At 42.0% G+C, this 19,486-nt stretch carries 19 protein-coding genes; 10 read left to right on the top strand and 9 right to left on the bottom strand.

Features of this window, described 5'->3' with window-relative positions; all coding sequences use genetic code 11:
- Window positions 1–38 precede the first annotated feature (38 nt).
- A complete protein-coding gene (gene ppsR, locus VLA57_RS09070) occupies window positions 39–887 on the bottom strand; it encodes a posphoenolpyruvate synthetase regulatory kinase/phosphorylase PpsR (protein WP_041753451.1) in 849 nt (282 codons plus the stop codon).
- Window positions 888–1,309: 422 nt separating this feature from the next.
- On the opposite strand from ppsR, the gene ppsA reads away from it, so the two are divergent.
- The 6 genes from ppsA (at window position 1,310) to VLA57_RS09040 (ending at window position 6,781) form a co-directional block, all read left to right on the top strand.
- Window positions 1,310–3,694 carry a phosphoenolpyruvate synthase gene (gene ppsA, locus VLA57_RS09065; protein WP_133104133.1) on the top strand — a complete coding sequence of 795 codons (2,385 nt, stop codon included), beginning with the start codon at window positions 1,310–1,312 and terminating at the stop codon, window positions 3,692–3,694.
- Between the two features lie 155 nt (window positions 3,695–3,849).
- Window positions 3,850–4,848 carry an RDD family protein gene (locus VLA57_RS09060; RefSeq protein WP_133104132.1) on the top strand — a complete coding sequence of 333 codons (999 nt, stop codon included), beginning with the start codon at window positions 3,850–3,852 and terminating at the stop codon, window positions 4,846–4,848.
- 290 nt (window positions 4,849–5,138) lie between these two features.
- Entirely contained in the window at window positions 5,139–5,534 is a 396-nt protein-coding gene (gene rpsF / locus VLA57_RS09055; protein WP_011513370.1) for a 30S ribosomal protein S6, read from the top strand.
- Window positions 5,535–5,550: 16 nt separating this feature from the next.
- On the top strand, window positions 5,551–5,781 hold the full coding sequence (rpsR, locus tag VLA57_RS09050; protein ID WP_010198808.1) for a 30S ribosomal protein S18: 231 nt from the start codon (window positions 5,551–5,553) through the stop codon (window positions 5,779–5,781).
- A gap of 20 nt (window positions 5,782–5,801) precedes the next feature.
- The gene (gene rplI / locus VLA57_RS09045) at window positions 5,802–6,314 is read left to right on the top strand and encodes a 50S ribosomal protein L9 (RefSeq protein ID WP_011513369.1); all 513 of its coding nucleotides are present in this window, start codon (window positions 5,802–5,804) and stop codon (window positions 6,312–6,314) included.
- Window positions 6,315–6,535: 221 nt separating this feature from the next.
- The gene (locus VLA57_RS09040; protein ID WP_011513368.1) at window positions 6,536–6,781 is read left to right on the top strand and encodes a hypothetical protein; all 246 of its coding nucleotides are present in this window, start codon (window positions 6,536–6,538) and stop codon (window positions 6,779–6,781) included.
- A 65-nt stretch (window positions 6,782–6,846) separates the two neighbouring features.
- On the opposite strand, the gene VLA57_RS09035 is transcribed toward VLA57_RS09040, so the two are convergent.
- Genes VLA57_RS09035 through cobT form a run of 3 tightly spaced genes read right to left on the bottom strand, consistent with a single transcriptional unit; the run spans window position 6,847 to window position 9,333 of the window.
- A complete protein-coding gene (locus VLA57_RS09035) occupies window positions 6,847–7,398 on the bottom strand; it encodes a histidine phosphatase family protein (protein ID WP_133104131.1) in 552 nt (183 codons plus the stop codon).
- Between the two features lie 43 nt (window positions 7,399–7,441).
- Window positions 7,442–8,275 carry an adenosylcobinamide-GDP ribazoletransferase gene (locus VLA57_RS09030; protein ID WP_133104130.1) on the bottom strand — a complete coding sequence of 278 codons (834 nt, stop codon included), beginning with the start codon at window positions 8,273–8,275 and terminating at the stop codon, window positions 7,442–7,444.
- On the bottom strand, window positions 8,275–9,333 hold the full coding sequence (gene cobT / locus VLA57_RS09025; RefSeq protein ID WP_133104129.1) for a nicotinate-nucleotide--dimethylbenzimidazole phosphoribosyltransferase: 1,059 nt from the start codon (window positions 9,331–9,333) through the stop codon (window positions 8,275–8,277). The genes VLA57_RS09030 and cobT overlap by 1 nt, the downstream gene beginning before the upstream one ends.
- 231 nt (window positions 9,334–9,564) lie before the next feature.
- On the opposite strand from cobT, the gene VLA57_RS09020 reads away from it, so the two are divergent.
- Entirely contained in the window at window positions 9,565–10,923 is a 1,359-nt protein-coding gene (locus VLA57_RS09020) for a GntP family permease (RefSeq protein ID WP_133104128.1), read from the top strand.
- A gap of 70 nt (window positions 10,924–10,993) precedes the next feature.
- Window positions 10,994–12,130 carry a glycerate kinase gene (locus VLA57_RS09015; RefSeq protein WP_133104127.1) on the top strand — a complete coding sequence of 379 codons (1,137 nt, stop codon included), beginning with the start codon at window positions 10,994–10,996 and terminating at the stop codon, window positions 12,128–12,130.
- A 38-nt stretch (window positions 12,131–12,168) separates the two neighbouring features.
- On the opposite strand, the gene VLA57_RS09010 is transcribed toward VLA57_RS09015, so the two are convergent.
- Window positions 12,169–13,038: a LysR family transcriptional regulator gene (locus VLA57_RS09010; protein WP_133104126.1), complete on the bottom strand. Its 870-nt coding sequence runs from the start codon at window positions 13,036–13,038 to the stop codon at window positions 12,169–12,171.
- 92 nt (window positions 13,039–13,130) lie between these two features.
- Here VLA57_RS09010 and VLA57_RS09005 point away from each other — a divergent pair, with 92 nt between their 5' ends.
- Together VLA57_RS09005 and VLA57_RS09000 are read left to right on the top strand one after the other, a co-directional pair.
- Window positions 13,131–13,631 (top strand): lactoylglutathione lyase family protein, encoded by a 501-nt coding sequence (locus VLA57_RS09005; protein WP_133104125.1) that lies wholly within the window; start codon window positions 13,131–13,133, stop codon window positions 13,629–13,631.
- Window positions 13,632–13,843: 212 nt separating this feature from the next.
- Window positions 13,844–14,668: an enoyl-CoA hydratase gene (locus VLA57_RS09000; protein ID WP_133104124.1), complete on the top strand. Its 825-nt coding sequence runs from the start codon at window positions 13,844–13,846 to the stop codon at window positions 14,666–14,668.
- Between the two features lie 81 nt (window positions 14,669–14,749).
- Here VLA57_RS09000 and VLA57_RS08995 read toward each other — a convergent pair whose 3' ends face one another.
- From VLA57_RS08995 to VLA57_RS08980, 4 genes are all read right to left on the bottom strand, one after another.
- On the bottom strand, window positions 14,750–15,178 hold the full coding sequence (locus VLA57_RS08995) for a tetratricopeptide repeat protein (protein ID WP_133104123.1): 429 nt from the start codon (window positions 15,176–15,178) through the stop codon (window positions 14,750–14,752).
- Between the two features lie 147 nt (window positions 15,179–15,325).
- On the bottom strand, window positions 15,326–15,664 hold the full coding sequence (locus tag VLA57_RS08990; protein ID WP_133104122.1) for a RidA family protein: 339 nt from the start codon (window positions 15,662–15,664) through the stop codon (window positions 15,326–15,328).
- A 66-nt stretch (window positions 15,665–15,730) separates the two neighbouring features.
- Window positions 15,731–16,978 (bottom strand): NAD(P)/FAD-dependent oxidoreductase, encoded by a 1,248-nt coding sequence (locus tag VLA57_RS08985; protein WP_133104121.1) that lies wholly within the window; start codon window positions 16,976–16,978, stop codon window positions 15,731–15,733.
- A gap of 236 nt (window positions 16,979–17,214) precedes the next feature.
- The gene (locus VLA57_RS08980; protein ID WP_133104120.1) at window positions 17,215–19,416 is read right to left on the bottom strand and encodes an ATP-dependent helicase; all 2,202 of its coding nucleotides are present in this window, start codon (window positions 19,414–19,416) and stop codon (window positions 17,215–17,217) included.
- Window positions 19,417–19,486 lie beyond the last annotated feature (70 nt).

Genomic DNA, 19,486 nt, shown 5'->3' with positions numbered 1-19,486 from the left:
AAAGTATTGTTTTTCAGAAAAATAGAGGCCGAGCTCAATTAACCAATGCGGCGTTTGAGACCAGTCATCTGCAATATACGCGTGGCAATCTCTTCAACGGACATCTCTGACACATCAAGACTTGGAATCCCCTGTGAGGTATAAATTCCTTGTATTGCACGCTGTTCTTGCTGACATTGCTGATAACTTGAGTAGCGACTACCCGCGCGGCGCTCTTGGCGGATTTTCACCAAGCGATCCGTATCGATAATCAGACCAAATAACTTGTGTTTATGCTCACGCAATGCTTTAGGTAGCTGGTTGTCATTTAGGTCTTCTTCGGTTAAAGGATAATTGGCCGCTCGAATACCAAATTGTAGTGCCAAATACAATGACGTTGGCGTTTTACCAGAGCGCGAAACACCAATCAAAATAATATCTGCTGCATGATAATGACGGGTACGCGCGCCGTCATCATTGTCTAATGCAAAATGCACCGCATCGATACGCTCTTTATAAGTCTCAGAGTCAACATTATCATGTGCATGACCTGAATGCCCATCTGGCTCCACCCCAGTCTCTTCTGCTACGCGACCGATGAGACCTTCATACATATCCAAATTACAGCTGTGCGCTGAATTGATTTTCTCACGAATCTCAGGACTAACAATAGTATCAAACACCAGTGGCAGCAAACCATCTCGCTGATAGGCGGTATTGATTTGCACAACCGCATCTTCAGCACGTTCTAGATTATCTACATAAGGCAATACTCGAGTCTCAAAGGGCACTGAAGCAAATTGGCTTAAAATAGCACGCCCAAGCGTCTCTGCTGTAATCGCCGTGCCATCAGAGATAAAAAACGCCGTTCTTATGTTCTGAGCGTTATCAACTTCTAGTGCTTTCATATTTTGAATCGTAGAATTGGGTTGTGGTGACGAATGATTTACATACATAACGTTGATACCTTATTTTTAAATCCTTGGTTGAAACCTCAGTAGCAGCCTTTCATTTTTAGCATCTAGCGCTTCATAATTTGGTCATATGCGTCTTAAATTTTCACCTTTATTATACGCATAATAGACGCTTAATAGTAATCAATGTTACAGGCGCACACTTAGACTTACATAGATTTTTAAGACTTGGCTCACTGTAAGATCGATATTTATCGTACCAAAATTTATGGTCTATCCTAATAAATATGTAGCAAATCTCACAATTTGTAGCTTTTTCATCATTTTTTTGCTTCAAGCTCTCGAATTTCTCAAAATATAGGGGTATAATCGACCATTATAATCTTTACTAAATAACCTTATTTTCTGGAGTTATCATGGCAGCGCAATCTACAGCACTTGTAATTAACCTTGATCAGTTAGGAAAAGACGACATTGAAATGGTCGGTGGCAAAAACGCTTCACTTGGTGAAATGATCAGCCATCTATCTGATTTGGGCGTTAGTGTTCCAGGCGGCTTTGCCACAACTTCAAATGCTTTTTACCAGTTTCTAACAGAAACAGGCTTACTTGATAAAATTAACAACGAGCTTAAAACCTTAGATGTTAACGATGTCAATAAACTTGCTGAAACGGGCAAAAAAATCCGTACTTGGATTATTGAGCAAGAACTGCCGAAAGATCTCGAGCAAGCGGTTCGTGATTCATTCGAAGCAATGAGCGATGGTAAAGAAATCGCGGTTGCTGTACGTTCTTCTGCGACTGCTGAAGATTTGCCAGACGCCTCATTTGCCGGTCAACAAGAAACGTTCTTGAACATTCGCGGTATTGATAACGTCCTAATCGCGATTAAAGAAGTTTTTGCTTCTCTTTATAATGACCGTGCCATCTCTTATCGTGTGCACAAAGGTTTTGAGCACGAAGGCGTAGCGCTATCTGCTGCCGTACAGCGTATGGTTCGCTCAGAAACTGGTGCTGCAGGCGTTATGTTCACACTAGATACCGAAAGTGGTTTTGATCAAGTGGTCTTTATCACTTCAAGCTATGGTCTAGGTGAAATGGTTGTACAGGGCGCCGTAAATCCTGATGAATTCTATGTGTCAAAGCAATTACTTGCCAACGGCAAACCTGCGATTATCCGTCGCAACTTAGGTAGCAAGCATAAGAAAATGATTTATGGTGATGAAGGTAGTACTACCAAATCAGTTAAAGTCATTGATGTTGAAAAAGAAGATCGTATGCAGTTCTCTTTGTCTACGGAAGAGCTGACGTCACTTGCCAAGCAAGCGATGACCATTGAAAAGCATTATGGTCAAGCAATGGATATCGAGTGGGCAAAAGACGGCGACACCAATGAAATCTTTATCGTTCAGGCTCGTCCTGAAACGGTTAAGAGTCGCCAAGACAGCAATGTCATGGAACGTTATATCATCGACACGACTAACGCTAAAGTATTGTGTGAAGGTCGCTCAATTGGTCAACGTATCGGTTCAGGTAAAGTCCGTATCGTTAGTAACCTAAATGAGATGGATAAAGTACAAGAAGGCGATGTATTGGTATCAGACATGACGGATCCGGATTGGGAACCAGTCATGAAGCGTGCTTCTGCTATCATTACTAACCGTGGTGGTCGTACTTGTCACGCAGCGATTATCGCTCGTGAGCTAGGCGTCCCTGCTATCGTTGGTTGTGGTAATGCCACTGAGCTGTTGGTTGATGGTCAAGATGTGACTGCTTCTTGTGCTGAAGGCGATACTGGCTTCATTTATGAAAGTCAGATTGATTTTGAAGTACAGACCAACTCTGTAGAATCTATGCCTGAGCTTGCATTCAAAGTAATGATGAACGTTGGTAATCCAGATCGTGCCTTCTCATTTACCCAAATGCCAAACGAAGGTATCGGTCTTGCACGTCTTGAGTTCATCATCAACCGTATGATTGGTGTACATCCAAAAGCCTTACTGAACATGAACAGCTTGCCACGTGAAATTGCACAAGCCATTAATGAGCGTATCGCAGGTTATGCCTCACCCGTTGACTTCTATGTGGATAAATTGGTTGAAGGTATCTCAACCCTAGCCGTTGCTTTTATGGATCAGCCGGTTATCGTTCGTATGTCAGATTTCAAATCAAACGAATACGCTAACTTGCTTGGTGGTAAGTTATACGAGCCATCAGAAGAAAACCCAATGCTTGGTTTCCGCGGTGCGAGTCGTTATGTGTCTGATAACTTCCGTGATTGCTTTGAGCTTGAGTGTAAAGCACTGAAGCGTGTCCGTGACGAGATGGGCTTGACCAACGTCGAGATCATGATTCCTTTTGTACGTACCGTCGGCGAAGCCAAACAAGTCATCGAATTGCTTGAGAAAAATGGTCTAAAACGTGGTGAAAACGGTCTACGCATTATCATGATGTGTGAGCTACCAACTAACTGCTTATTAGCAGAAGAGTTCCTAGAGCATTTCGATGGTTTCTCAATCGGCTCGAACGACTTGACTCAGTTGACTCTAGGTCTTGACCGTGACTCAGGTATCGTCTCACATCTATTTGATGAGCGTGACCCTGCGGTTAAAAAGCTGTTGTCAATGGCAATTGATGCTTGCCGTAAGCAAAACAAATACGTCGGTATCTGTGGTCAAGGTCCATCAGACCATCCAGATCTAGCTTTATGGCTCATGGAGCAAGGCATCAGCTCAGTATCATTGAACCCTGACTCAGTACTAGATACATGGTTCTTCTTAGCGGGTGAAGAAGCGAAGTAAGCTGTAACCTTACGTCACAACGTTAATTCACACCGTCATTTAAGATACAATTACTAGGGTCTATTTGATTTTTTCAAATAGACCCTAATATAATGTATGATCAATAGTGACTGAAAAGCAGTTTTTTAAAACAGTGACTTAAGACATGACTAACTATGCAGGCAATTATGCAGATTTTCCTTGCTCGAAATAACGTACAAGCCGGTCCATATACTTTGGATCAGCTCAATATTATGCTCACCTCTGGTGAAGTGCTATTAGATGATTTGGTCTGGCATGACGGCTTAGATCAGTGGCAGCGCGTGGGTAACTTAACTAATAATCAAGCCTTTTATCGCCCAACTCATGTAGCGATGCCTGAGGTTAATGATTCTATCATCAACAACGTTACTATCTTCCCAGAAGACGATGCAGCAGATACCAATAAAGACAAACAATCGGTATCGCTAGATCGTTTATATGGCAAGCCTGAACGTTCAAAAGACACTGCTAAAAACACCAAAGCAGATATGACAACCAATCGTCATCACACGCCAAATAGCAACGTGTCATTAAATAAGTCTAACGCGACCAAGGCTGCTTCAGCGAAAGATAAAGTAGTGGGTAATGTGATACTCGCTCCTATCATGTCACGGATATTGGCAACGGCGCTGAATGCTTTACTGTATTTATTAGCGATTTTTCCACTAGTCATGGCATTGACCAAGATGGATGTCGACTATACCAAGTTCCAAAATATCCAGGATATGGACGCTGCTTATCAGTACTCAGTGACATTGATGGAGAGCTTGCCTAGCAGCACGTTGATGATCTCGCAGGTCATGGTCTTTGGTTTGTTTGCCTTGCAATTGTTATTTATCATTTTGCGTGGTCAATCATTGGGCAAAATGATTACAGGTATTCGCGTGGTTGATCAAACCACCCATCGTCTGCCATCATTTTTAAAGCTTATTGGTATGCGTACCTTTTTGCTGTTTATCATTTATAACTTACTATTCTCGTTTACCAGCTTTTTAGGCTTTGTCATTGTTGCTATTCATTATTATATGGCGTCTAAAAGCCCTGAAAACATTGGTTGGCACGACAAATTGGCCAAAACTTTGGTGGTTAAAGCAGATAGTAGTCAATTGATAAAAGAGCCAAAAATAAAATAATCCTATTTTTGATTATTCATAATATCTCTTATGTTTGTCATGGAAAGCGACGTATCAGCGTTGCTTTTTTATTGATAAAGAAACAAGGTATTCGATTAATAATTTTTATTAACAGTTGCGCATTGATTAACCTTTGTGTTCATCAGTGACTACTGTTATAATACGGCGCTTTATAAACTAAGCTTATTCTCTGTTAATTATTTATAATAATGGGTAGGATTTGAGCTTACCTTATAAATCTCCTTGCTATTAACATAGGGTTAATAGCTACTAATCCGTAAGGAGTCATAATGCGACATTACGAACTGGTGTTACTTGTACACCCAGACCAAAGCGACCAAGTGGTCGGCATGGTTGAACGCTATATCAAGTTAGTTCAAGACAACAACGGCACTATCCATCGTCTAGAAGATTGGGGTCGTCGTCAACTTGCTTACCCAATTAACAAGATTCACAAAGCTCATTACGTTCTTTTCAACATTGAAACTGACGGCGAGACTTTAGCTGAACTTGAAGAATTATTCCGTTATAACGACGCGATCATTCGTAGTCTAGTTATGCGCCGTGATGATGCTGTCACTGAAGAGTCGCAGTTAGCCAAGAATGCCGATGAAAAACGCGCACGCAAAGCTACTACTCGTCGTCCAGACAGTAATGATGACAACGACAACCACAGTGATGACTAATTAAAGGAGCATAATCATGGCACGTTTTTATCGCCGTCGCAAATTCTGCCGTTTCACTGCTGAAGGTATCACTCACATCGATTATAAAGATGTTGAATTGCTAAAACAGTATATCAGTGATAATGGCAAAATCGTACCAAGCCGTATTACCGGTACGTCTACTAAATATCAGCGTCAACTAGCGACTGCTATCAAGCAAGCTCGTTATTTATCGCTACTTCCATACACTGATAACCATCAGGGTTAACCGTTAACTAGGAATGACTCATGCAAATTATTTTGTTACAGCGTATCGTCAACCTTGGCAAACTCGGTGAAACTGTCGATGTAAAACCAGGTTACGGACGTAACTTTCTTATCCCTTTGGGTAAAGCACTACCTGCTACTAAAGCTAACATTGAAAAGTTCGAAGCACGTCGTGCTGAGCTTGAAGCTGAAGAAGCAAAAGAAGTAGCGGTTGCTCAAGAACGTGCTGACGCATTAACTGACGTTAATGTTATCATGCGCGCTAAATCAGGTGACGAAGGCAAGCTATTCGGCTCTATCGGTACACGCGATATCGCTGAAGCATTGACTAACTCAGGTCTAGAAGTTGACCGTGCTGAAATCAAGCTACCTGAAGGCACTTTGCGTCAAATTGGTGAATATAATGTTGATATTCAACTACATCATGACGTTACGGCTACTATTCTAGTTACCATTCTTTCTGAAGATGGCGACAACGAAGATTTAGACGAAGACAATGCTGCAGACGAAAACGAAGACTATTCTGAAGAGTAATCTTTAGCATACTAAGTTTTAGTCGCAATAAAAAACCAGCAACTTTAGGTTGCTGGTTTTTTTTGTGTTGGATTTGGACTTCGTTATTTATATTAGTACTGATACAGACAATAAACACTGTATACGCAATGACAAAAGACTATTGCTAACGTCTGTTGTATTCTAATCCTACTAGTCACTATGCTGACGATATATATTTTATGAATGAAATCTAGGATACCATGATAAATACTGATGACACTTTACGATGTACTCAAGGCAATGACTTTTATACCGAAGGCAAAACTTATAAGGTTGGTAGAATCGTTAATAATAAATACTTCCAAATATTAACCGATAATAATACTGACCATTGGTATGCGACCTTAGATGACAAAGGCATTTATGTGAGCTTTGATTCGGCTATAGCAGAAACTGAGAGAGCATGTTTTGAGAAGATCAATGATCTATCAAATGACTGTCAGTAGCATTTCAACACTTTTAAACTATAATTAAATATTAAAAACGGTCATTATAATGACCATTTTTTTGGTTAAATATTAATACGATTACAGGACAGATATGCTACAGAGCGCGGCCACTCAACGGCTGTTTTCGGCACTTCTTGGTCAGCAGCCATTATCTTGGCCGCACTTATCCAGCCTGCATGACCGATGACTAATACTGGGCTATCTTTTTGTTCAGCTGCAATTTTATCCAACCAGCTCTCCGCTCGATTAAACAGCTGTTGCAAACTTTCACCATGATCAGGCGCAAAGTGGGCAAAATTATTGCACCATTCATCAATTTGTTGTTTCTCAATCTGTTCCCAAAACTGACCATCCCAATCACCGAAATGAATCTCAGCCAATTCAGGTGCGACTCGACACTCAAAACCGCGCTGTGCCAATATTTCCCCGACCTTTAGTGAACGCTGTAAGGGGCTAACCCAAATCACTTTTGGTAATTGCTGTAGACGTACAAAGCGCTGTATTTTATTAGCAAGGCGTTTTAGTTTACGTTTATCGACCTCTACATCTGTCTGTCCGATACAGAGACCACCAGCCGTAATAGGTTTTGGATGACGCCAAATATACAGAATCATGAGTGCGAGTATCCTTTCTTAGCATCAATTTTAACGCTTTGGCTTAAATTAAGGGCAATGAAGCGGCCAGTCCAATGTAAATAGCAATTTCGCTAAGCTGCTGCGTGGCTCCTAAGCCATCACCCGTATAACCATCTAAACGTCTACGTAATAAGCGCCGCATATAATCTGTCGCGCCTATGCCTAGCAATAAAGCCAATAACCATTGCCAAATACCAATCTGTTGCATGGTATTAGGGAAAACCAGTGTGACCAAAGTAATAGCCAATATTAGCCAACCACTGCTATATATAGCTTGTAATGGTGTCAGCTGCTGTGCCATCGGTTTTGCTTTGGCATGTTCAATCTCTCCGCCATAAGGCAATAGCGTCAGTAAGCTAATACAAAGTAAACGTGATGCAGTATGCCCAATAATGAGTGCAACGATAGCAACGGGTGTTGGCATCGTAGTAAGTAAGCTAATTTTAAGCAATAGCGCTGAGACCAAACCTAATACGCCATAAGTGCCTAGGCGTGAGTCTTTCATAATCGTGAGTGTACGCTCGCGAGTTAGCCCACCACCTAAACCATCGCAGCTATCGGCAAGTCCATCTTCATGAAAAGCACCTGTCAGCTTGATACCAAAAGCCGTACTTATCACTGCCGCAACTAGCGGTATGAATAAGAGACTGCTAAGCCAAAACACGCCAGCACAAAGCAAACCTATCAGTAAGCCTACCGCTGGAAAATAACGGCTGCTTTGGTGCAGCCACTGCGGATCATAATGTCTAAAAGACGGGACGGATATACGGGTTAGAAACTGAACAGCAACCAATATCAATCGGGCTTCATAACGAAGGCGCTGCAATACAGACAGCTTTGAGGATGAACTTTGCATCACTTGCTTTGCTCACTGATACCAGCATCACTAAAACTTGCCATCTCATTGATAATGGCACAGGCAGATTGTAATAGTGGATACGCTAATGCCGCACCACTACCCTCGCCTAAGCGCATACCCATATCAAGTAATGGCTTAGCATTCAGCAGTTTTAATAAATGCGCGTGCCCTGGTTCAACTGAGTGATGAGCAAAGATAGCATATTGAGCAACACCCGGTGCTAAGCGCTCGGCGACAAGCAAAGCACTACTGGCGATAAAGCCATCAATTAATAAAATACGACGTTCACTGGCAGCCTCAATAAGCGCCCCCACCATCATAGCAATCTCAAGCCCGCCTAATGCAGCAAGCACATCGAACGGCGCTTGTACTTCACTGTGACGCTCTAATACTTGCGTTAAGATAGTTGCCTTGTGCTGCAAGCCTGCATCATCAAGACCTGTACCGCGACCGATACAATCAGCAAGAGACAAGTCGCCAAGTCTCGCCAGCAAAAGACTTGCTGCTGAAGTATTACCGATGCCCATTTCACCGACAATCAATAGATTACCCGCCATGTTCTTAACCACGTTCATACCGCTTTCTAACGCAGCTAAACATTCTACTTCTGTCATCGCAGCTTCTGTTAGCGCATCACGGCTACCATGTCGAATTTTATAATCTAGCAGTTGCGGATGGTCTTTAAAAGGAGTATTGCCAAAATCCGCATCTACCCCAGCATCGACTACTTTTAGCTCAATATTATGCTGACGTGCTAAGACATTGATGGCAGCGCCGCCTTGCAAAAAGTTATAAACCATCTGTGCAGTGACTGCACTAGGATACGCAGACGTGCCATGCTTGGTTAAACCATGATCGGCGGCAAATACTCGAATTTGAGGTTGCTCAATCTTTGGCATAATTGTGCCTTGAATCATACCTAACTGCAGAGCGAGCGTCTCTAAACGTCCAAGTGCGCCAATTGGTTTGGTCTTTTGGTCAATGATTTGCTCTAGCTGCTGGCGTAGCGCATTATTTTCGATATTGGGAATTATCGGGGCATTAAATATGTTCAAAGGAAGTATCCTAAATCTGGTACATGTCAAACAAAACCCACATACTAGCAGAGTATCTAAGCTTTACCATGAATAAAATCAAATATGAGCCGAATAGATTTCCTAGCAACGTAGATTTACTATAGAATATGCCCCTTTAAAAATTCATATGACTATTGATGCTTCATGAAGTGCACGCTGCATGAGCCTCATAATTTTTCATAAGACATTAACAACTATATAGAGACAGTGATGATCGTATTTTGGCTGGTGCTGACCATTCTTTTTATTATTTTTGCCACCGCAAAACTCAAGTGGCATCCTTTTTTAGTATTGATATTATCTGCCTTTTTGGTCGCACTATTTTACCAAGTACCGCTTAATACGGTCGCTAAAACCATCTCTGATGGCTTTGGGGGCATCTTAGGATATATCGGTCTGGTCATTGTATTTGGTACCATTATCGGCTTAATACTTGAAAAAACGGGTGCCGCCATCGTAATGGCAGAAACGGTCATTAAAATCTTGGGACCGCGCTTCCCTACTTTGACGATGTCTATCGTAGGTGCCGTGGTATCTGTACCAGTGTTTTGCGATTCAGGCTATATTATTTTAAACTCGTTAAAAGAGTCTTTGGCTGAGCGCTTAAAAGTATCAAGCGTGGCGATGAGTATTGCCTTAGCAACTGGCTTATATGCCACTCATACCTTTGTACCACCGACACCCGGTCCAATTGCAGCAGCAGGAAACTTGGGGCTTGAGTCAAATTTGGGCTTGGTCATCATGGTCGGTGTAGTTGTGACAACTGTTGCAGTACTTGCCGGTTGGTTATGGTCCAATCGCTTCCTGAATGCCACTCCTGACAATATTGATGCAATCGACGCGCCAGCTGCAACTGTGCCAAATAACATGAAAACTCGCGACGACTATAGTAAGCTACCGTCAGCGACCATGGCATTTTTACCTATTATCGTGCCTATTGTCTTGATTTGCTTATCGTCTGTTGCCAATTTACCCAGTGCACCATTTGGTACTGACATCATCACAGATGTCTTAGTATTTATTGGTAATCCACTAACTGCCCTACTGATTGGTTTATTTCTATCATTTTTACTGATCAATACTGAACAAAAAACACAGCAAATCAGCGACAGCATTTCTCAAGGCTTGGTGGTCGCGGCGCCTATTCTTTTAATCACCGGTGCTGGCGGCGCGTTTGGCGCTATGCTAAAGGTCACACCAATTGGCGATTATTTAGGAACGACTTTATCTGCCTTGGGGCTTGGTATTTTTATGCCATTTATCGTCTCTGCTGCACTAAAAACAGCACAAGGCTCAACTACTGTTGCCTTGGTGACCACTTCTGCGATGGTCGCACCACTATTGGGTCAAATAGGTCTCGATAGTGAGCTTGGTCGCGTATTTTGTGTGATGGCAATTGGTGCAGGCGCGATGACTATCTCGCACGCTAATGACAGCTTTTTTTGGATTGTTAGCCAATTTAGCCGTATGAGTGTGGCTCAGGCTTATAAAGCCCATTCTATGGCGACTGGTATCCAAGGCGTGACCAGCATCATCTTTATCTGGCTATTAACCTTGGTGTTTATCTAACGCCTTAGTTAAATTATTGAAAATAAAATTATTAAAAAATAGTTTCAAAGAAACATTCAAAGAGAAAGTCATGAAAATTTTAATCGCCCCTGACTCGTTTAAAGAAAGCGTAGAAGCACTAGATGTTTGCCTCGCTATCCAATCTGGATTCAGTAAAGTATTCCCTGACGCTGACTATAAGCTGCTACCTATGGCAGATGGTGGCGAAGGCACCTCTGCAGTATTGTCTTACGTGTTAGGTGGGCGCTGGAAAGAAGTGGTAGTAAATGACCCCTTGATGCGACCCATTAGCGCAAAGTATTTACTATTGCCCGATGCGACTGCTGTCATCGAAATCGCTCAAGCTTGCGGCTTACATCTATTGACTGTGGCAGAGCGAAATCCTGTCATCGCCAGCAGCTATGGCGTCGGTGAGCTGATTGCCGATGCTTTAAACGAAGGCGTCAAACGTATCATCATTGGTCTTGGTGGTAGTGCCACCAATGATGCGGGACTTGGTATGCTAACAGCACTTGGTATGACGTTTCATGATAGTGATGACAATACATTAGCCCAAGGCGGCGGCGCGCTTGCCAATTTGCAACGATTAGACGCGACAAGCTTTCATGCCAGCGTGTTAGAGACAGTGTTTGAAGTAGCTTGTGATGTGATCAACCCTCTATTCGGCGAATTGGGTGCCAGTGCAATATTTGGTCCTCAAAAAGGCGCTAGTCCGCAGCAAGTCAATGATTTGGACCAAGCATTAAACCATTTTGCAAGTATATGTGAGCAGCAGGGCTATCAGAATTATCAAGAGATAGCGGGTGCTGGCGCAGCAGGTGGACTTGGCTATGCGTTAATGAGCTTTTGCCAAGCTGAGCTGAAATCAGGTTTTGATACAGTGGCAGAAGTTGCTAACTTATCACAGCACATCGCCGATGCAGATTTAATCATCACCGGTGAAGGCAAGCTTGATGCTCAGTCTGCCATGGGTAAAGTAGCTGGCGGCATTAGTCACATTGCCAAAGCCCGCCATACGCCAGTGATTGCGATTTGTGGCAGTGTTGATGGACTAAAACCGGCTCAAACCAGTCAGTTTGATGTCATCATGCCCAGTATCCAAAAGCTAGAGTCCATCGAGAACATCTTTAAAAATGCTTATCATAATGTTGAAATCACTGCCACCAATATTGCTGCGGCAATAAAACTGGGTCAAAGTATCAAGTAGGCTTTATACGGCTACTTAAGATACTCTATTAGACGTTGTTATAGCCATTTTTTTACCTCATTGAGGACGATTTGCATCCTATTCGGCAGTACCTGCTGGCGGCGTACAGCAAAGTACAGGGTTTCACTAACTGAGACTGGCAGCTGATGACATTTAAGCAGCTGCGGGTTTGGATACGCGGCAACTGCGTGCGCTGGTAATACGGTAAATCCAAGCCCCCTACTTACCGGCTCTAAAATCATACCTATCTGATTAGAAAAGCCTTTTTTAATAAAGTCATTGATGTGGCTAAATTCAGAATAATTGGCGCTCAACAGCAAACTGGCATGATGTGCGCCATCAGGATGATCAATAAATCCAAGCTTGGTAAGTGCTTCCCATCTAGGCTCCATCATCGTGACTGGTGTCACCAGTTGTAGCGCTTCTTGAGCCACCGGCTTGCAGCTGACCGTCTCATCATCCGAGATAGTTGTCATAAAACCTATATCAATCTCATGCTTGGAGAGCGCCTGCTCTATATCTGTATTGGGGGCAAAACGGTAATCAATCACCAGCTGTGGATGCTGCTCTTGTAATGTTAACAGATTAGGATAGAGCTTTAAACCAACGCTGCCAGGCGACATAATTCGCACCAATCCCTCATTATACGGATCGTCACCGATACGCTGCTCTAAGCGTGATAAGCGCTGCAAGATATCCTCTGCCTCTCGATACAAATGCTCACCTGCATCTGTTAATGAAAACTGCTTACCTTGACGAATAAGCAAGTCCATCCCCAACTGATTCTCAAGCTTACGTATATGCTGACTAACCCCTGACTGCGTCATATATAGACGCTCAGCCGTTTGAGTAAAATGTCCGACTTCCACCAAGGTGCAAAAGGTACGTAGCCATGTGGTATTAATCATTACAATACATACTTATCTTTATAATAAACGATAATTTTACGTAATAGACTTAACTTTGTAAACTACTCCCATATCAAAAAGGAGTACAAACCATGAACAATATTTATCCAAGAAGCTTTTCACATATTGGTCTTTCAGTACCTGACCTCGATGCCGCTGTCAAATTTTATACTGAAGTGATGGGTTGGTACACCATCATGGAGCCGACTGAAATTACTGAAGATGACAGTGCTATTGGTGAGATGTGTACCGAAGTCTTTGGTGCAGGTTGGGGCAGTTTTCGTATTGCTCATTTATCGACTGGCGACCGTATTGGTGTGGAGATTTTTGAATTCAAAAATCAAGAAGACCCTGACAATAACTTTGAATATTGGAAAACTGGTATTTTTCATTTCTGTGTTCAAGATCCGAATGTTGAAGAGCTTGCCGAGCGTATGGTTGCCGCAGGGGGTAAAAAGCGGATGGAAAAACCTCGTTATTACTACCCTGGAGAAAAGCCATATCGTATGATTTATATGGAAGATCCGTTTGGCAATATCGTTGAGATATACAGCCATAGCTATGAACTGATTTATAGTGAAGGCGCTTACTAAAGGGCGCTAACAGTAATTAACGCTTTGAAACGATTGCCTTTAAAACATAAAAATAGCGCTCTTATATGATAAGGGCGCTATTTTTATATGGGCTATATTCAGTATCACTGACCTCTTGCTTAACCAATTAAGCATGCTACTATTTAGGTTGTTATTTAATTAGCTTTTGCGCTTTTACACTAAGTTTAAATACACATTATCAAGGACGATAAATGAGCCAGTTTAACCCCATTCAATCAGTGACTCCTTCGACCAACACCAATGAGCCATTGGTTATTAGAAAAAATTCAGGCAGTGTTGTAACGTTGACACTTAACAGTTCCAAACAATTCAATGCTTTATCTGTTGAGTTGCTAGCTGCTATGCAAGCGGAGCTGGATAATATTGCCCAAGACAAGACCATACAAGTACTGGTGATTGCCGCAAATGGCAAGGCATTTTGTGCTGGACATAATCTAAAAGAGATGCGCGCCAATCCAGATGTCGCTTTTCAGCGCGCTTTATTTGAGCAATGTAGTCAGATGATGCTCACCATCAATCAAATGCCGCAAGTTGTCATTGCCAAAGTACAAGGCATCGCTACCGCTGCTGGTTGTCAGCTGGTCGCAGCTTGTGATTTAGCTGTTGCCTCGGACAATGCCAAATTTGCCACCTCTGGTATCAATGTAGGGTTATTTTGCTCCACCCCTGCAGTAGCAGTCAGTCGCAACCTATCTCGTAAGCAAGCATTTGAGATGCTTATTACTGGTGAATTTATAGATGCCCACACTGCACTACAGCAGGGACTGATCAATCGTGTGGCAAGCGCTGAGCAATTAGACCAGATGCTACAGTCTCTGATAGACGCTATTACTAATAAATCTTCAGTCGCTCTTAAAACTGGCAAAACCATGTTTTATAAGCAACTGGATATGGAATTGGCAGATGCTTACGAGTATGCCAGCGAGGTGATGAGCTGCAATATGATGGCGGACGATGTGAGTGAAGGGATTGACGCCTTTATCGAAAAGCGTTCTGCCATATGGACAGGACGATAAGAACAATAGAGTTATTCGATAATGCAAAATGTCTCTGTTGACGCTGCCAACGCCACTTTTTCAAATAAGAAATGGCAATAATTAAGATTGATCAGCTAATAATCCGGCAAGCATCTTATTTATCTCACTTTTGAATGCTTTATCGTCGAGCTTACTGGCAGTAGTTTTAGCACTCTGTAAGCTCTTAATCGCTGCCTCTGTCTGTCCAAGCTCGCTCTGTAATTCAGCCATCGAAAAGGCTATCGATGATAAATGCTCTTTTGATTGAATCGCTGCTGCTTTATCCAAGGCCTTCTGGTAAATAACTAGCGCTTCATCCAAATCTTCCGTAAAATCAGCCAATGTCTCCCACTGCTCTGGATGATCCTTATTGCCTTTTTCGTTTTCAATGCAAAGGTCTTTTAGCTGTACATACAACGTATCAAATGTCTTTTTATCATTGGCACTGTCCGCTTCTAATAGTTTTTCTGCCAACACATAAATTGAATGATAGATTTTAGTATTAATCATTTTTTATAACCCTTTTTTGCTACTTATCAGATAAATGTCAATAAGGTTAATTATAGACTATTTGCATGGGTCGCTCATCAAAAAGGGCATGATAGTCATATCACGCCCTCTTATCGTTATTCAGTTTCAAGCAGCAGATACTGGTATTTACTCAGCAGCGATGGCAATCATCTCAACCAATAGCTCAGGACGTGCCAATGCCGACTCGCCACAAGCACGAGCTGGCGGCTGTACGCCTTCAAACCACTTATCCCACACTTCATTCATTGCGGCAAAATCTGACATATCTTTTATCCAGACAGTCACTGACAGTAGCTTTGATTTATCGCTACCCACTTCTTCTAACAAGGCTTGTATCTTTTCTAAACAAGTCAATGTTTGGGCTTTGATATCATCTTCAGCGTTACCCACTTGACCACATAGATAAACAGTCTGGTTATGAACCACAATTTTACTCATACGTTGATTACTATGGAGCTTTTGCATGGATTATTATCCTTAATTTTTAATGCTTTAAAATGTATAAATGACTCAAGTTTTATGAAATCTTACTTAGCGAGAAAAGCGATCAGCGCTAAATGGCTTGATATCGACCAATAGCGGTTTTTCATGAATCATCTCTTCAACGAGACGACCGGTCATTGGTCCTAATGTGAAACCTTGATGACTGTGACCAAAGGCAAACCATAATTTTTCATGGTTACTTGCAGGACCAATAACTGGCTTCATATCTGGCATACAAGGACGCGAGCCTGCCCATGCTTCACTCTCAACTGCATCTTCTAATGGCAGGATTTTTCGCGCCAGCTTGAGCACGGTCTTTAACTGTCCAAAATTCTTTGGTGCATTCATGGTAGTCATCTCAGCACCGGTAGTAATACGGATACCTTGCTGCATCGGTCCCATGACGAAACCTTTATCCATGTCAAACATACTATGATGGATGGTGTTCTTTTCGTTGACTTTAAAATGCTGATGATAGCCACGCATCGGGAATAATGGCAAATCATAACCAAGCGGCTTGATGAGATCATTAGACCAAGGTCCTGCTGCGATGACTAACTTATCACTATAAAAGGTATCGGTATCGGTGACAATCTTCCAGCCGCCATCTTCTTGTACGATTTCTTGAACGCCAGTCTCTTTAATTGTCCCGCCCATTTCTTGGAAGTTTTTTGCATAGGCTTTAACCAGAAAGCTTGGGTTTGAGACCTGCCAAGAATTCAACCAATGAATTGCGCCGACGAACTCGTCAAAATTGGCGCTAGGCTCCATGACTCTTAATTCTTCAACTGTCAATACATTATGTTCCACACCTTGATTGCGAGCATCGATAGCTAGCGCAATAGCTTCTTTAAAAGTGTCTTCAGAGCGATGTAATTGCAACCAACCATCGCGGGTAATCAGCTCATCTGCACCAGAGGCGCTAATCATGGTTTGATGTTCGCTGGTGCAATGCTCAATCAGTGTTTGCCACTCGCCTTCGATTTTTTTAACTGAAGCAGGTGTAGAGTATTTCCAGTATTGCAACAGCGCCTGATGATAACGAAGAATAGCTGGTATGCGATAGCGGATATCAGTACCTTGGTTTGGCAATACACGTATCATTTCAGTCAGCTGGCGCGGAAACGGATGCGTATGAATCGCCTCACGCTGAATCAAGCCAGCATTGCCGTATGAAGTCTCTGAGCCCGGTAGCTTTTTGTCTATAAGCAAAACTTCAGCATTGTTTTTTTGTAGATGCCAAGCAACCGAGGTGCCAACCATACCTGCACCGATAACGATAACTTCATGACGCATAACATATCCCTTTTTATGGCTTTGATACAGAGTGTTAAATAGATGAATATAACGGGTAAGGTGGTCATAGTAACGCATTGAAAGATTTTTTAAACCCTTATCTGTTAAATATTTTTACGAATAAACACTTTTGGTTATATGTTTTTATGCAAGGTATTTTTGATAGGAATAGTGACAACCTAATGAAAAACAAAAGTCATTTTTTAAGCTATTTCCAACGTTTATAGCATTTTTTATCACCACCAAACTGGATCATCACTTTCTTCTAAAGGCTGTTTTACCGTTAGCACCGTTATCTTATCGGCAGGTATTTCAGCGATAAACCGTGACACTTTATCAAAATAGCCTGAATAGCTGGAAAAATAATCGGGCGCAGTTAAAAATAGCCTGCTTTTTGCACGACTACAAGCAACATAAAACAGCTTACGCTCCTCTTCTAATTCCTCAAAATCGCTTAGTGAGCGGTAATGCGGCGTCATACCATCTACCAATGAATTAACAAATACCACTGGCCATTCAAGTCCTTTGGCACTATGAATGGTAGAAATGGTCACTTTGTCCCTGTTTTTGTCGATACCTTCTTCGCCTTTTTCAGGCTCCCCTGCGGTGGCAACCGAGTCATTAGGTGGATCAAGTGCCAGATTTTCTAAAAATTTATCTAGGCTATCATGCTCTAACGCTAGATTTTTGAGCACACGGAAGTCTTCGCTACGCTCACGCCAATTGTCTTCATTGATTTTTAAAACGGGCATATAAAAATCTAGAATCAGCTCAATAATGGCTTCAACCGACTCTGCTTGGCTGGCTTGACTTAGCATTTTATACAGCGGCTCAAGTTGCGTGCTTTTTTTGGCAAACTTTGTTGTTAATAACGGCTCAAAAGAGTTATTGTCAGCATTAATCGCTTGGGTTAAGCGCGTGGCAGTCACTGACCCTACCCCTTTAAATAAGGTCAAAATACGGTGCCATGCAATGGTATCATTCGGGTTATAAAGTATCTTAACAAATGCTAAGACGTCTTTGATATGGCGCCGTTCAATAAAACGAATACCGCCTACGACAATAAACGGGATATTACGTTCCATAAATTCTAGCTGGACGTAGTTAGATTGAAAGGAGGTTCGGCACAATACCGCAAAGTCTTGATAATCATAGTCTGATTTTAATTCGATAATTCTATCAGCAATATACTTTGCTTCTTTGCTCTCATCGCTAAGTCGGCGAAATATTGGTTTTACGCCTTCTATAGAAACCCCAGAGTACAGCTGCTTTTGGTAACCCAAGGTGATCTGAGCAGACAGAGCATTGATATAATCAAGCACTGCTGGCGTACTACGATAGTTTTGCTCAAGTTTAATCAGCTTAGCTTCAGGGTAACCCTCTCCGAATAATAAGATATTTTCATAATTGGCGCCGCGAAAGGCATAAATACTTTGGTTGTCATCACCGACGACCATCAGCGACACTGACGTAGGCGCACAGATGAGATCAATCAGCTCTTTTTGCGGAATATTGGTGTCTTGATATTCATCAACCATGACATAACGATATTGCTTTTGTAGCAGTTGGCGAAAGGTATCATTATGCTTTAAATGACGCACCACTTGGCTAATGATGTCATCAAAATCGTATAGATGGTTAGCGCGCTTGTACTCATGAAAGTCAACGGCCAATTGCTCAATAACAGGAATATGCACAGCAATATCAGGATAGCTGTTTTCAATTAAATCGCGGATATGAATACGGCGATTTCTAGAGGTTGAAAATATGTTTTGCAACGTTTTTTTGCGCGGAAATGCCTGATTGGTTATTTTGGTCGGATACTTTTTTTCCTTATGAATTAAATCGATGGCGTCTTCACTGTCGCCTGTATCTAGAATGGTAAATCTCGGATTAATACCAAGCAGACCTGAATATTGGCGCAAGAGCATATTACAAAAAGAGTGAAAAGTGCCACTGGTAATATCATTCAGCGCTTTATTCTTTGGCAATTTATCTTTTACCAAATCTTTATTTAACCCTTGAGCAAAAGATGGTGTGCTTGCCAGCAATTTTTTAGCCCGACCTTTGATTTCGTTGGCTGCTTTACGAGTAAAGGTTAATAGTAAAATCTCTTTTGGCGATACGCCATTTTCTATCAAGTAACTGGTTCTATAGGTCAAGGTTTTAGTTTTTCCAGAACCCGCACCGGCAATCACCAATACCTTGCCCTCAATAGTCGTGGCGGCCAACAATTGATTGGCATTAAGCTCACTGGCATAATCTACTTGCAACCCTAAATGACTGGCAAGCCTTTGCGCTAATACCTCAGCATTCGCATTTATCAGATTGGCTTCGAGCTTCTTAATTGCCTGTTCAAGCCGCGTAATCTTGGGTTTCATCTCGATAAAATTTTGCGGATAATTATAATGGTGGGTAGCAAAAATGGTCGTGGTCATTATAGGATATTACCTTTGATATGGTTTAGCGTGCCATTCATTATAAAGTAAGATAATAATTTTAGGGGCT

Origin of the sequence: Psychrobacter sp. S4(2024), from assembly GCF_036861305.1 — a bacterium.
Classification (GTDB): Bacteria; Pseudomonadota; Gammaproteobacteria; order Pseudomonadales; family Moraxellaceae; genus Psychrobacter; species Psychrobacter cryohalolentis.
This window is presented reverse-complemented; position numbering and strand designations above follow the sequence as displayed.